Genomic DNA, 15,169 nt, shown 5'->3' with positions numbered 1-15,169 from the left:
ATGGAATCAGATAGCTGCTTCTAATTTTTGTACAAGGATGTGCTTAGGCACTGCTCCAACGATTTTATCAACCAACTGGCCTTTCTTAAAGATCATCAGCGTAGGAATTGAACGGATTCCGAACTCAGATGGAGTTACAGAATTGGCATCCACGTCCATTTTGCCTATAACGGCTTTATCTTCATATTCACCTGCGATTTCTTCAACAACTGGTCCTATCAATTTACAAGGTCCGCACCACTCAGCCCAAAAGTCAACCAAAACAGGTTTTTCAGAATTAATTAAATCCTTAAAATTTGAGTCTGTGATTTCCAATGCTTTATTTGCCATAATAATATTTTTTAAGTTTGTCTTATCAACATACAAGAGATTGGGTTTAGTTCCCCAGATAATTCACTAATATGGCTCTGAATTATACTTCATAAAATAATTTTTTTATTTAGCGGATAAGTATAAAAAGTTCAATAAAAGTTGGTTTTATTTTGTATTGATAATCAGTGTTTTATGTTGTTTTTGTGCAAATTTTTGTGGCTTGCGAATATTCTAAAAGTATAAGATAATCAATAAATAATAACTTATTTTTCACGTTTGATGAAAATAATTTGTAGATTTATTTTTACTAAATTAATATGACAATGAAAAATAAAAAGGAACTTCAAGCTTTGGATGAATTAGTAAGTAAGGGTCAGATAATTGAGGCTTTTGATTACTATTTTGCTGATAACGTCACAACCAGATCTGAAAACGGCGAGCACACTACTTCGAAGAAACAAAAAAGAGACTGGCTGACTAGTTTTTTCAATGAAATGTCTTCAGTCGATGAAATTATACTTCATGATCACTTTACGGAAGAAGACCGCTCACATTCTAAATTTACCTTTGTTTTTACCAATCGCTCAGGAGAAAAACTCAGATGGCATGAAATCATCAGCCGGAAATGGAAAGACGGAAAAGTAGTGGATGAATTTTATTCTAACGGGAGCCTCGAAGACCTGAAGAAGAACCTTAAGGAGAAGGAAAAAGGGAAAAAGAAGGAGAAAGGAGAGGGGAAAAAGGAGAAAGATAAGAAGGAAGAGAAGAAGGATAAAGACAAAAAACATAAGGGAGAGGATAAGAAAGGGGAAAAGGACAAAAAAAAAGACAAAGATCATAAGAAAGATAAGGACAAAAAGCCTGAAAAAGTAAGCAAAGAAGAAGTAGCCGTCCCTGAGGTGAAGGCTAAAGCTGAGCCGGTTGTCAAAGCAGCAGCTCCCCAAAGTGCTCCCGCAGCAAAACCGGCGGTGGCAAAAAAGCCGGTGGTCAAAAAGAGTGACGACCTTAAGATCGTGGAAGGCATAGGACCTAAAATTGAAGAAATACTTAAAGCCTATAAGATAACCACATTTGCATCATTGGCTAAATCGGAGCCCCTGCTGTTAAAAGAAATCTTATCCAATTCGGGCAGCAGGTTTAAGATGTTTGACCCGACTTCATGGCCGAAGCAAGCCCAGCTGGCCGTAGACGGCAAATGGGAGGAGTTGGAGCAACTTAAAAATACATTGAAGGCTGGAAAATAGCCGGCTGTTATTATTGAATATTATCGGGTTTGCCATTTTGGCAAACCCTTTTTGTGAACAAGCATATATCTTTTAATTATAATTCAGAAACCATGAATAAGTACTTTAAATTCATCATTATCTTTTGTCCTGTTTTGTCATTTGCCCAGGCAGGATTGAAGCCCTCCCTTGACAAAGCAAAATCTTTCGTAAAGGAAATAAAATTGGAAAAATCAACAGTTAGCCAATCGCTGAGCTATGACAATGCCAGTCCGTATGATTTGAAAATTGCGATTAACACCACAGACTCCAAAGGCAAAAGCACGGAAGAGGTATTTGAGTTTAACCTCGGACTCATCGGAGACGTTAAAAGGAGTGCTTCCACCAAGGAAATGAAGGTGGAACTCAGCGGACAAAAGGGCCTGAAGGTAATTAAAGTCACCAAAGGTGGTGAAACGCAGGGATATGAAAAAGAAGTGGTGATCCTCGCTGAAAATGTGGATGACGCCAGAGAACTGGAGAAGAACTTAAAAGATGCCATTGCAGCAGCCAAACCTGCCTGGGAAAGTACCATCAAGCTGCCGAAAGATGACCTGAATGCTTTACAGGCATGGTTGTCACAGAATATCAAAGATGTAGCGTCTGACAAGCAGAGCATCAAACAAAGCCTTAAGAAATCAGCGGTGTATAAGGACAAAGCCGTTCTGAGCATAGAAGAAAATGACGGTAAAAAGACCAGCGAAAGCCAGTCTGATTTCAGTTGGGGAGATCTGACCGAAAACAGCCCTGAACTTAAGATCAACGGCAAGGAAATCAGTATCGGAGTAAAGTCGAAAAATGATTTTATCCAGACGTACCAGGGGAGTACTTTCAAGGGATTTGAAGATAAACTTAAGTTTTATGCTGAAAGCCCTACACAGGGTTCGGTGTTGTTGATGGCCATTCAGAAAATCATTCCCCTGGCAGCCAAAGAACTCAAGGACCGCCTGCCTAAAGTGGCGACTAAAGAAGATGGTTTTAAAATACTGAAAGATAAACTGAAAGACTTTAAAGTCAATGAATCTGCCTACGGCATCCAGATAGAGCCTTCGTGTCTGACTACCTACACCGTTAAATCCGAATCGAAAGGAAAGGCTGTGGAAGAAGTTTACAAGTTCAGTTTTGGTGACCTGAACGATTTTAAATTGTCGGTTTCGAAAGACCTGGTCAAAATCTCTTCAAAAGTAAAAGACGGCAAAAAGTATATTCAGTATGTTAAAGACGGGCAGCCTCAGAATTATGACAACAGCATTGAGTTCCTTCTGAATGATGTTGAAAGCGGGAGGTACTTGGCTGAAGCCCTGCCGGCCATAGAGAAAGGATGCAAAACCGCGGATCCTGCCGCCGGTGATTTCAAATGGCTGGCTGCACAGGTGAGTGTGGCGGAAAATCCGAAGCAGACAATCGAGCTGAAAGACGGTGACAAATGCAAGATCAAACTGACCTCCAACCAGTCTGATTCGAAAAAGTCAGTGGAGACGATCCAGGAGCTGAACCTGTACGATCTTGACCCGAAGAAAACTGAAATCGACGTTTCAGGTAAAAATGTAGGAATCAGTGCCCTGACATTGAATAAAGAGAAGTTTATCAATCAAACCAAAGACGGCAAATCCACATTTGTGAGTGAGACGGGGTTTGTAGTCAACAACATAGAAACTGCCAAGAAAGCATTAATTACGTTTAAAAGTTTAATAGAAGGTTGTAAAAAATGAGAAAAATGAAGAAAACCCTGGCCGTGTTAATTTGTGTTTTATGTGTTAATTCAGTCGTGAAAGCTCAAAAAACAAAAAAAGAAGAATGGGAGCAATTGTTTAACGGAAAAGACCTGACCGGTTGGGACATTAAGATAGCCGGACATGATCTGAATGATAACTACAAGAATACCTTCAGGGTAGAGGATGGGATGATTAGACTGGCTTATGATCAGTATGAGCAATTTGACGGCAAGTTTGGACATATGTACTATCACAAACCCTATTCTTATTACAGACTGCGTTTTGAGTACCGTTTCACGGGTGAACAAACCAAGGGCGGGGCGGCCTGGAACGTGAGAAACAGTGGTATTATGCTGCACTCACAGTCAGCAGCCAGCAATTCAAAAGGGCAGGATTTTCCCGTTTCGCTGGAGCTTCAGCTGTTGGGTGGCTTGGGCAAGGGCGAGCGTCATACGGCCAATCTCTGCACACCTGGTACGGAAGTTGTGATCAACGGAAAACTGAATACCAATCACTGCATCGATTCGTGGTCAAAAACGTATGACGGTGACCAGTGGGTAACGGTGGAAGCCCTGGTTTTGGGAGATTCCCTGATTCAGCACATCATTGATAAGAAAGTAGTGTTTCAATTTGAAAAACCCACGATAGGTGGTGGCTTTGTAAGCCCGCAGTACAGCTGGAAAGATGCTCACATCGACAATGGCGACTATTGGGAGAGCAGAAAGAATACGCCGCTGACAGAAGGCTACATTGCCCTTCAGGCGGAAAGCCACCCGATAGATTTCAGGAAAGTGGAAGTGCTGAATCTTAAGGGCTGTATGGACCCGAAAGCAACGAATTACAAGTCTTATTTTGTGAAAGCGGATAATTCTTTGTGTACATACAAATAACAACAGGAAAGCAAAATAAAAAGCCGCCTTTGGAAAAAGGCGGCTTTTTTAATTCAGAACAGCGTTGATTATTTTCCTGCAGGAACTTTATCAGGGTTCAGAAGATCATAGAACTGATCCAGCTTAGGCATTAGGATGATACGGGTACGACGGTTGATCGCACGACCTTCTTTGGTGTCGTTGCTGGTCAATGTGTTGTGCTCGCCACGTCCTGCTGCAATAAGTCTGTTAGGATCAACCTGGAACTTCTCCTGAAGTGTTCTTACCACTGAAGTAGATCTTTTCACACTAAGATCCCAGTTATCTTCGATACAGGCTGTATTGATAGATACGTTGTCGGTGTAACCTTCAACAAGAATCTCAAGTTCCGGTCTTGATTTGATGATCTGAGCGATTTTGCCCAAAACTTCGTTTGCTCTCGGAGAGATTTTAGAGCTGCCGCTGCTGAACAACATCTTGTCAGAGATGTTCACCATAACGACAGTTTTGTCAACTTTAACTTCTACATCGTTGTCTGCAAGACCTTCGCTAAGTACACCTTTAAGGTTAACCGCCAAGGCAAGATTCATAGAATCAGCTTTAGATTTTGCTGCTTGCAGTAAGTTGATATATTGATCCTTTTTCTCAAGTTGGGATAGTGTTTTATTGATGTTGTTGCTGGCTGTTTGGGTAAGAACCGTCAGATTACCAACCTGCTCAACCTGGTTGTCACGAACCTTCTGAAGGTCGGAGATCTGAGCTTTAAGATCGGAGATCTGCTCTTCACGTAATTTAAGTGTACCCTGATTGGTTTTTAGTAAATTTTCTTTTTCCTGTTCACAAGTAACAAGTTTGTTTTTGAAATCATTTACTAATTCCCCTCTTCTTGCCAAATCCTGGTTGGCATTGTCCAATTGAGACTGAAGATTTGCAAATTTCTTTTTGGTAACACATGATGTCATGCTTAAACCAACAAGAACAGACAAACATAAACCGGTTGTTAATCTCATAACTGTTTTTTTGAAATTATATTCTAGCGTTAGAAAGTGAAAAAATGATATTGAATTCAAAATAAATTATTTTTATTAGAAAATACAACAAAACAGGTAGATATACTTCAAATTTGCGGAGTTTTTTAGGATTTTTTTTAGATTTGGGTTGATTATAAAAGAAATATAAAATTTTCCTTCTATTCTTCCTCAAACGGCCCCAGGCCTTCCCTGACCAGTTCAAAATTATCTGTGGTGGCATCGATTACCGTTGATGGAATAATGCCGCACCAGCCTCCGTCGATGATCAGGTCCACATGGTTCTGATTTTGTTCGAAAATCACTTCGATTTCATTCGGATATTCTACAATATCGTCAATGTCGTCTTTCACAGAGGTGGTAATGATGGGATTTCCCAGCTTCTCAATGATGATTCTGGGGATGTTATGGTCTGGTACACGTATACCGATGGTCTTTCTTTTGGTCTGGAGAATCTTCGGCAGGTCGCTGGTAGCCGGCAGGATGAAAGTGTAGGGGCCGGGCAACATTTTCTTGATCCGCCTGAAAGCTACGTTGGATACCCGGGCGTATTTTGAAATGTCACTCAGGTCGCTGCAGACGATGGAGAAATTATTTTGCGAAGCCTTGACCCCTTTCAGCCGGCATAGTCTTTCGACCGCCTTGATGTTTTTGGAATCACAGCCCATAGAATAGACGGTGTCTGTAGGATAGATGATCAGGCCACCATCCAGCAGGCATTGAATAATCCTGTCGATTTTTCTGTCGTCAGGATTATCCGGGAATATTTCTATGATCTCTGCTGCCATTGGTTGTTATTTCGAGTTCTTTGTTTTTTTGCCTGTTACAGCCGGTTTTGCGGCTCCCTGTTCCACTGTGCCCGCATAGTCCAGTACAAGGTTGGAAAGGGCCCTTATGCCCAGCGTAAACCCGGTTTCGTTAAGATAGAAATCCGGTGTATGGTGCGGGGCTACGTCTTCAGGTTTTTTGTCCGGATCCATTCCTCCTAAAAAGAAAAACAAACCCGGTATTTTCTCCTGGTAATAGCTGAAATCCTCAGCCCCCATCACGGCAGGAATAATCTTCAGATTGGCTTCGCCTGCCGTTTCTTCCAGCGACATGACCATTTTCCTGGTCAGTTCCGGATCGTTGTAAGTCACAGGATAACCTTTCTCTATTTTTACCGTCGCTACAGCACCCGCACTTTCCGCGATGTTGACAGCGATTTCCTCAATTCTCTTGTGTACAAATGTCCTTTGTTCTTTTCCTAACGTTCTGATGGTACCGATCATTTCAACTTCTTCCGGAATAATGTTGTTCCTGATGCCTCCGTGAATGGCCCCGACGGTGACGACCGCAGGGTTGTCAATCAGTTTGACATTTCTCGAAACAATGGTCTGAAGGCCTAAAACTATCTGAGAAGCGGTCACGATCGGGTCAATACCAGACCAGGGATAGGCTCCGTGCGTCTGCTTGCCTTTGATCTTGATTTTCAGGGCGTCCACTGCTGCCATGGTGGGGCCTGATTTATAGGTAATCATCCCGGCAGGAGTTTGTGAATTGATATGCAAACCGAAAATGGCTTCTACTTTAGGATTTTCAAGACAACCAGCCTTTACCATTCCATCTGCCCCGAAAGGTTTTGAAATATCCAGAATGCCCTCTTCAGCAGGTTGGAAAATGAATTTTACCGTTCCCGGAAGGTCTTTTCTGATGCCGCTCAAAACCTCAGCGACACCCATCAGGATGGCCACGTGGCTGTCGTGTCCGCAGGCATGCATCACCCCGGTTTTTTGTCCGTTATATTCTGCTGTCACTTTTGATTTGAAAGGAACATCCACTCTTTCAGTAACCGGTAAGCCGTCCATGTCAGCTCTCAACGCAACCACCGGACCGGGTTTGCCTCCTTTAAGAATGCCGATAACGCCTGTAACGGCTACATTTTCCTGTACTTCTATTCCGAGTGCTCTCAGGTGGTCAGCCACTATTTTGGCTGTTCTGAACTCTTCGTTACCCAGTTCCGGATGCTCATGAAAATCCCTTCTCCAGCCGATTACTTTCTGTTCGATACTTTTAGAAGCGGTTTCTATGGTCTTTTTTAAATTGCTCTGTGCCTGGGCAGCGACTGATAATCCAAGGAATAAACATAAAAAAAATGATCTCATTACAATATTTGGTTTAGAATGGGTATGATTTTCCAAGTTAATACATACGCCTTATATCACAAGGTGATTTAAAAAATTATTTGATCACGGAATAAGCTGCCTCCGGCCTGTCGGTAGACAAAATATCTGCTCCGTCATTTACCCAGGTCTTATAAAGATCGTTGCCTCTTTTTTCAGCCTTTGCGTCAAGGTTGCCCAGAACTCCGAGGATGGTCATGATTCCTTTGGCATGCAGAAAATCGGTCAGCTCTTTTTTAGGTTCTCTGGTTCCAATGAAGGCTATCATGTTTTTGTCCGGAATACCCGCTTCATGCAAACGGTCATAATCTGCCACTTTCATGATTTCGACGGAGATAAGTAAATTTGGATTAATCTTATATACCTCAACGGCGGCATTAAGGTTGTAAGTAATGATGGCGGCATAGTTTTCAGCCTTATTTCTAACGACTGACTCTATCACTTTTCTATAAGGCGTATTTCTCTTAACGTCCAGTGTATAAATGACTTTGTTCTTTCCCCATTTCAAAACTTCATCCAGTGTAGGGATTTTGTAAGGGGTTACTTTCCCTGCATTGTCTTTCAAAGTGAGTGTTTGCAGCTCAGCCCAGGTTTTGTCTTTTACTTTTCCGGTGCCTGTTGTGGTTCTGTCCAGATAGCTGTCGTGCAGCATAAACGTAACGCTGTCTTTGGTATACTCGATGTCACATTCAATGATACAAGGCATTTTTGAGGCAATATAAGCGAACGATTCAATACAGTTTTCAGGTAAACCGTCCATTTCTCCGCCACCCCTGTGAACTGAAATGATGGGTTTTCGGCCTTCCTTGTAAGTGAGATGATCTCTGAGAGAAACGGGTACTTTGGTGTAGGTAGGAAGGTGGGTAGTCTTGCAGGAAGTAAACCCTAAAAACAGAATCAGGGTTATGAGTGATAATTTCTTCATTGGTTAGTTTTTATTTATTGAACGGAATTAAATGCCAAACCCTCCGGTCGGGAGGGTTTGGGTGATTATTCAGATGACGACATTCACAATTCTTTTCGGTACCACGATGATTTTCTTGGCCGGTTTTCCTTCCATCCATCTGATGACGGTTTCATTGGCCAGTACTTCTTTCTCAATGTCCTCTTTAGGCATGTCAGCCGGGAAAACAAGGTTGGCCCTTACTTTTCCGTTGATCTGTACCGGGTATTCAAAAGCATCTTCTACCAGGTATTCAGGGTTCCATACCGGGAAGTCCTGACTGGTGATGGTTCCTTCTTCGTGACCTGTCAGTGCCCAGAGTTCTTCGGCAATATGCGGGGCATAAGGGGAAAGAATAACAAGCAATTGCTCCAGTACGGCTTTTTTATGACATTTCAATTCGCTCAGTTCATTGACACAAATCATAAAGGTACTCACTGATGTGTTGAACGAGAATGTCTCCACATCTTCCTGTACTTTTTTGATGGTTTTGTGCAGTACTTTCAGTTCTTCTTTGGTTGGTTCATCGTCTGTCAGGAGGTATTTCTCATTCTGATCAAAGAACAGACGCCATAGCTTACGCAAGAACCTGTAAGTACCTTCGATACTGCGGGTATCCCATGGTTTACTTTCGGTCAGCGGCCCCAGGAACATTTCGTAAAGTCTCAGGGTATCTGCTCCGTATCTTTCCACCAGGTCGTCAGGATTGACGACATTGAACTTGGATTTGGACATTTTTTCCACTTCAGCCCCACAGATATATTTACCGTCTTCCAGGATAAACTGGGGATCATCCCCGATATCATTCCTGGTGGTTTTGAATTTCTCAAGGTCCAGCACGTCGTTGATCACAATATTGACGTCTACATGAAGCTTGATGGTTTCATACTGATCTTTAAGCCCGAAGGAAACAAAGGTCGGCTTTTCAGACTCTTTCAATCGGTATACAAAGTTGGAACGGCCCATGATCATCCCCTGGTTGATGAGTTTTTTGGCAAACTCTTCTTCCTGCACATAACCCCTGTCTTTCAGGAATTTGTTCCAGAAACGGCTGTATAAAAGGTGCCCTGTGGCGTGTTCTGTTCCACCGATATATAAATCAATGTCTTTCCAATAGTCAACGGCTTCTTTCGACGCAAACTCAGAGCTGTTCTGAGCATCCATATAACGATACCAGTACCAGCTGCTGCCTGCCCAACCCGGCATAGTGCTCATCTCTAACGGGCCGGACAATTCACCCGAAGCATAATTCCAGTCTTTGGCCCTGCCCAGCGGCGGTTCACCCGTTTCTGTCGGCTGGTATTTGTCGATTTCCGGAAGAATCAACGGAAGGCTCTCTTCCCTGATTAAATAAGGTATAGCTCTGCCTTCAGCATTTTCTTTAAAAAATACCGGAACAGGCTCACCCCAGTAACGCTGACGGGCAAATACGGCGTCACGTAAACGGTAATTGATCTTTCCTTTTCCGATACCGTTGGCTTCAAGATATTCAACCAGCTTCTGAGTAGCTTCTTTGTACCCCAGGCCGTTGATGATGCCTGAATTGATGTATTTTCCTTCTTTGGTTGAATCAGCCTGGGTTTCGATTTCCTGCTGTGCATCAAGGATCTGAATGACAGGCAAATCAAAATGTTTGGCGAAATTCCAGTCTCTCTGGTCTCCGGAAGGAACGGCCATGACCGCCCCGGTCCCATATCCTGCCAATACGTAATCGGCAATCCAAACCGGGATTTTCTCTCCGTTAAAAGGATTGATACAGTAAGAGCCAGTGAAAGCTCCCGAAACTTTTTTAACATCTGAAACCCTGTCGAGTTCAGAACGCTTCTGGGTTTCTGCAATATAAGCATCAATAGCCTCTTTCTGATCAGGCGTAGTCAGATAAGGCACCCACTCGTGTTCGGGGGCCAGTACCATGAAAGATACGCCGTAAATAGTGTCTACCCTGGTGGTAAACACTTCGATGAACTCACCCTGACCACCTTCATACACCACAGGTTTTTCCAGTTTAAACCTGACCGATGCCCCGTTGGAACGTCCGATCCAGTTTCTCTGCTGTTCTTTTAATGACTCAGACCAGTCTATCTGATCCAGACCGTTGATCAGCCTGTCTGCATAAGCAGTGATTCTCATCATCCACTGACTCATTTTCTTTTGAATCACCGGATAGCCACCTCTTTCTGAAACTCCGTCTTTAACCTCGTCATTTGACAAAACCATTCCTAATGCCGGGCAGAAATTCACCACAGACTCAGCCAGGTAGGTCAAACGATAGTCAAGTGAGATTTCATATTTTTTATCTTCGCTGTATGATTTCCATTCTTCTGCAGTAAACTCCGGAAGGTCGTCAGCAGTTACGGCTTTCAGGCCTTTTGTACCGTTTTTTTCAAAGGCTTCATACAAAGTCTCGATGGCTTCTGCCTTGTCGGTGCCTTTGTTATACCAGCTGTTAAACAACTGCATGAAAATCCACTGTGTCCATTTATAATATCCCGGATCAGAAGTTCTTACTTCTCTGGACCAGTCATAACTGAACCCTATATTTTTCAATTGTTTAATATAGGTGGTGATGTTGTTTTCGGTGGTAATGGCCGGGTGTTGCCCGGTCTGGATCGCGTATTGCTCAGCCGGTAAACCAAATGAATCAAAGCCCATCGGGTGAAGGACATTGAAACCTTTCAGTCTTTTGTAACGGCTGAAGATGTCAGAAGCAATGTATCCGAGCGGGTGCCCGACGTGCAGTCCTGCTCCCGAAGGATAAGGAAACATATCGAGTACATAGTATTTGGGTTTAGTCTTGTCTATTTCAACTTTATAGGTTTGATTCTTTTCCCAAAACTCCTGCCACTTTTTTTCTATTGCTTTGTGCCTGTAATCCGCCATTATGATGATATTATATTAAAATTTTTGCAAAAATAGCAGTTTGATTTAACAAATGGAAGGTTTAGTCAAAATAGAGTGGGCCGATGGTCATAAATCAATAAGGTTATACATTTGAATGCATAACCTTATTGGCTTTGTAAATAATATTTTATCCGGTAAAACAGCTTTTATTTTTCGTAGATGTGCTTGTATTTGTCCCAGATCTCGGTGGTCCGGATCTCGTTGGTCCGGGTGTGCTCGTCTACCAGCCACTGATTTTCCTTGATATGATCATAGTATGATTCACCGGTATCAGCCCTGGCCCGTTTGATCTTCTTGAGATATTCTTCTTCCGACTTGGTGAAATAATGATTCAGCTGAATGATGTCGGTTGTGGGTTCGGTGTGAGACACACTTTTGACAGGTTTCAACCTGGCATCAACATATTTGCTGAACAATTTCAACTTCGCAAAATGCACGTGGTCAACTTTATAGATAGAGTCGGTTTTGTAAACAGACTTAAAATTCGGATGTTGTGATTTGGAAGAGTAAAGATAGTTGCCGATCAAAGGTCCTGCCTGCTGGGTTTTGTTGTGACCGTCGCCGAATGTCACCCAATTGATGGCCACGGCGTCATAATCTTCATAATCCCGCAGGAAATCACGGAGTGTTTCGTGCTTTTTGGGAAGGACGTATTCGTCAATGTCAAAAATGGCGATCCACTCGGTTTCATGTTTGAAATTTTTCATGAAATGGGCATAGCTCTGAACCTGGACACCGACCCCTGGAAATTCAATGATGGTGCAGCAGTCAAGGTAGTCTTTCAGGGTTTCCTTTACCGGGACTGTGCTCTGATTGTCATAAAAATAGAAATGTTCAACCCCATGATATTTGTAGAATTTGACGAAGTCAACCAGATAGTCGTGCTCGTTTTTAGCCGGCGAAAGTAAGGATAAATAATATTTCTTCGGCGTCTTACTTTTAAATACGGATGGAGTTTTAATCATGAACAGCTCTTTTTTACTGCAAAGATAATTGTACTTTTTAATTAATTTTATGGGAGTTTAAAATTATCAGGATTTAATAATCCATGCCGGTGAAGGGCATTATGGCTTTTACAGCGATTTTGATTAGCTTGCACCATGATTGCAGTCAGCCTCATAATAAACATTACTTTACTTCTTTTACTAGTTGGTTATTGCACAACCGGGTTTCAGAACGTTAAGATCTCAGAAATAAAAAGTCGCTACTTTATTTTAGCCTGCTTTGCTTTTTTGCTTTTTAATAAACTTCCTGCCCTGTTAAAAAACAGGGTCATTGATCCGGATGAAGCCTTTAACCTGGCTGAGGGGATGGCCCTAATGCACGTAGATCCGGTACTGTGGAGAAGCATCGATTTTTTTACCATCGGGCCGATACACATTTACCATTTTATTATCCCGCACCTGCTGGGTTTTGCAGGTGATTATACCAACGCCCGGCTGGTTTGGTTTGTCCTCACTTTGTTCACTTCCTTTTTTATTTTTAAAGCATTGGGTTACGCTTACCATTCGGCTGTCAGGAACCTGGCTTTTTTGTATCCTTTCCTGGTTTATGCCTTCGGAAACAGCTCCAGCTTTAACAGTTTTAACAATGAAGCCACCAGCAACCTCCTGCTTGCGGCCGGGGTTATGATCCTGTTCAAAAAAATGAAAGACCGTGATCAGGGTTTTACAATGGATGGTCTCTTTTACTTTTTGTTAGGGATGGTGCCTTACTGTAAACTTCAGAGTGCTCCGTTGGCAGTAGCCATGGTACTTTGTTTTTTCATTATCAGGATAGGGGAATTCAGGTCAAAAGAAGCCGGGTATATTTTAAAGGCATTTTTATCGGGTACACTGCCTTCCCTGGTTTTGGGAATCTACCTTCTTTATTACGGGCAGGTGAACAACTTCCTGAATTTTTATCTCATTTCAAACCTGGGATACGGTCAGGATTTTCCGATTATCTCTAAGATCCTCACCACGTTTCTGGTAAGGAGTGTCAGTGATATGCCCATCAATTATTTTCTGAAGCATGTGTATGTCCTGGTGTTTGTGCTGATCCTGGTGCTGGCTTTTGCCAGGAAGTTTAAAGACAAAACCATCAATATCATGTTGTTTCTTTTTGTGGTGACCATGTATTCAGTGGCTAAGCCTGGTTTTAATTACGGTCATTATTTCACCTATCTTTATATCACGCTGCCTTTTGGCCTTGCTATACTCTGGAAAGAGGTACATGCCCTGGAAGCAAAGAAAAGATACTTTTTCATCTTGCCTTACGTAGTGCTGATCATTGCCCTGAGCTTTTATAATCTGAAGCTCTATGTTGATGATAAAATATACGACAAACTGCCGGAAGAAATGGCCGGTTTCAGCTCTTCGGAAGTTGAACCCTCAAAGGCAGCCGGTGAGCTGATTTCTCTTAAAGAACAACTGGGTTATCAACCCACCATGACCATTTTTGACTGGTATCCCCAGATATATATAGAATCAGGAATTTTTCAGGGTACCCATCAGAATATCCCGGAAAGGCTGTTTGGTTTCCAGGCTTCAGAAAAAGAAGTGACCGCTTTTTCAAGGAAGATATTCCTCGAAGACCTGAAGAAGAACCGCCCGGAATTTATCCTGGTGGCCATAACTACAGAAAGGTCCTACTATGACTATACTTACGCCAATTTCCACCGCTTGCCGGAAATAAAGGCTTATTTTGACGCCAATTACTTCTTCTATAAAACATCGGATAATACGGATATTTTTATCAGGAACGACTTGAAATCGCGGCTGAAGTTATAAATACCTCAGCCATTGTTTTTCCGGATGACTGGTTTTGTATTTGCCATACCATACACAAACCGGGTATAAAGCAATCACCACACCTGCCCAGACCAGATAAATGTAAGGGAGCTCAATACCCGAACCCGGAGGCCTTCCAAACTGATTGGAAAGGATGTCAGACCAGCTAAACCCCTGCCATTTAACCATAATGGTGGAAATGATATGGATGAGGTAAAAATGCAAAATGAAATAGAACAGCGGGACTTTTCCGTAAACGGACACGATCTGAGATATCTTGCCCCATTTTCCTTCAGAAAAATAAAATACCAGGAATATAATTCCCAGAGTCACCAGGACATACAACAGCGATGGAGGGTACTTTGTGACGTTCATAAAAGAGAAGAAAGTATACAGGCCGTTTTTTTGAACAGACCACTTGGCAGGATCACCATAAAAGTTGATAAAACGGAGTATTACAAACAAAACCAGGGCACCGACTCCTGCCGATGCGAAAAGTTTCTTTCTTAATGCGTCTTCTTTGAAAAAATATGTTCCGGCTCCATATCCGGCCAGCATAATTCCCAGCCACGGGACGGGAGGATAGCCCATAATGAAAACCCGGCCTTCACCAAACGGAATTCCAGTGGGATTGAACAGCATTGAAAGGCCGGGGACTGATCCCACTGCCGGTCCGATAAGATTATGCAGGAAGATAATGGACAGCCCGATGATTCCTATGGTTTTGGGACTCAGTTTCAGCAGTAAACTTAAAATGATGAATCCAAAGCCTATTGCTCCTATGACCTGGAAAATGAAATTGTGAAATCCTATATCGAACCACAAACCGAAATTGACGACGGTAAATTCAAGAAAGATAAGCCATGCACCCCTGCTCAGAAGAAATCTACGGCTGGCTTTCAGATCTCCCTTGTTTGTCAGTGAAATAAATGCTGAAACACCGGAAAGGAAAACAAAGGTCGGGGCACACAAATGGGTAACCCACCGGGTCATAAATATTCCCGGCGTTGCCACCGATAGATCGGTAGTGCTCTGGGTCAGGGCAGTAGTATGCAGCAGATCCCGGACATGGTCAAGGGCCATGATGATCATGACAAAGCCACGTACAAAATCAACGGAGTAAATGCGTCTCATATAGGATAGGGGCTATAAGTTTTTATTGTAAAAAAACTAAATATTATCTGTCAGGGCAAATAATTTTAAAGA

The 15,169-nt window shown here is 42.5% G+C and carries 12 protein-coding genes; 4 read left to right on the top strand and 8 right to left on the bottom strand.

The genetic code is table 11. From position 1 onward, the window contains the following. Window positions 1–6: 6 nt before the first annotated feature. Entirely contained in the window at window positions 7–330 is a 324-nt protein-coding gene (trxA, locus tag GVN16_RS00755; RefSeq protein WP_166561923.1) for a thioredoxin, read from the bottom strand. Window positions 331–635: 305 nt separating this feature from the next. Between trxA and GVN16_RS00750 the strand changes: the two genes are divergently transcribed. The 3 genes from GVN16_RS00750 (at window position 636) to GVN16_RS00740 (ending at window position 4,179) form a co-directional block, all read left to right on the top strand. Then, window positions 636–1,556: a hypothetical protein gene (locus GVN16_RS00750; protein ID WP_166561922.1), complete on the top strand. Its 921-nt coding sequence runs from the start codon at window positions 636–638 to the stop codon at window positions 1,554–1,556. 92 nt (window positions 1,557–1,648) lie between these two features. After that, on the top strand, window positions 1,649–3,286 hold the full coding sequence (locus GVN16_RS00745; RefSeq protein WP_166561921.1) for a hypothetical protein: 1,638 nt from the start codon (window positions 1,649–1,651) through the stop codon (window positions 3,284–3,286). A gap of 5 nt (window positions 3,287–3,291) precedes the next feature. Continuing rightward, entirely contained in the window at window positions 3,292–4,179 is an 888-nt protein-coding gene (locus tag GVN16_RS00740; RefSeq protein WP_166561920.1) for a DUF1080 domain-containing protein, read from the top strand. A 68-nt stretch (window positions 4,180–4,247) separates the two neighbouring features. Here the strand turns inward: GVN16_RS00740 and GVN16_RS00735 are convergent, their stop codons facing one another. From GVN16_RS00735 to GVN16_RS00710, 6 genes are all read right to left on the bottom strand, one after another. Then, complete coding sequence (locus tag GVN16_RS00735; protein WP_166561919.1) at window positions 4,248–5,168, bottom strand: OmpA family protein; 921 nt, start codon at window positions 5,166–5,168, stop codon at window positions 4,248–4,250. A gap of 179 nt (window positions 5,169–5,347) precedes the next feature. After that, a complete protein-coding gene (locus GVN16_RS00730) occupies window positions 5,348–5,974 on the bottom strand; it encodes an L-threonylcarbamoyladenylate synthase (protein ID WP_166561918.1) in 627 nt (208 codons plus the stop codon). A 6-nt stretch (window positions 5,975–5,980) separates the two neighbouring features. After that, window positions 5,981–7,330 carry an amidohydrolase gene (locus GVN16_RS00725; protein ID WP_166561917.1) on the bottom strand — a complete coding sequence of 450 codons (1,350 nt, stop codon included), beginning with the start codon at window positions 7,328–7,330 and terminating at the stop codon, window positions 5,981–5,983. 76 nt (window positions 7,331–7,406) lie between these two features. Then, window positions 7,407–8,273, bottom strand: a complete 867-nt coding sequence (locus tag GVN16_RS00720) for a glycerophosphodiester phosphodiesterase family protein (protein WP_166561916.1) — start codon at window positions 8,271–8,273, stop codon at window positions 7,407–7,409. A 69-nt stretch (window positions 8,274–8,342) separates the two neighbouring features. Beyond that, window positions 8,343–11,171, bottom strand: coding sequence for a leucine--tRNA ligase (gene leuS / locus GVN16_RS00715; RefSeq protein ID WP_166561915.1), 2,829 nt, complete (start codon window positions 11,169–11,171; stop codon window positions 8,343–8,345). A gap of 167 nt (window positions 11,172–11,338) precedes the next feature. Further along, window positions 11,339–12,157, bottom strand: coding sequence for a glycosyltransferase family 92 protein (locus tag GVN16_RS00710; protein WP_166561914.1), 819 nt, complete (start codon window positions 12,155–12,157; stop codon window positions 11,339–11,341). A gap of 267 nt (window positions 12,158–12,424) precedes the next feature. On the opposite strand from GVN16_RS00710, the gene GVN16_RS00705 reads away from it, so the two are divergent. Beyond that, on the top strand, window positions 12,425–13,963 hold the full coding sequence (locus tag GVN16_RS00705; protein WP_166561913.1) for a hypothetical protein: 1,539 nt from the start codon (window positions 12,425–12,427) through the stop codon (window positions 13,961–13,963). Here GVN16_RS00705 and GVN16_RS00700 read toward each other — a convergent pair. Then, complete coding sequence (locus GVN16_RS00700; protein ID WP_166561912.1) at window positions 13,958–15,097, bottom strand: DUF1624 domain-containing protein; 1,140 nt, start codon at window positions 15,095–15,097, stop codon at window positions 13,958–13,960. The genes GVN16_RS00705 and GVN16_RS00700 overlap by 6 nt on opposite strands. Window positions 15,098–15,169: the final 72 nt, after the last annotated feature.

Origin of the sequence: Emticicia sp. CRIBPO, assembly GCF_009905725.1 — a bacterium.
Classification (GTDB): Bacteria; Bacteroidota; Bacteroidia; order Cytophagales; family Spirosomataceae; genus Leadbetterella.
This window is presented reverse-complemented; position numbering and strand designations above follow the sequence as displayed.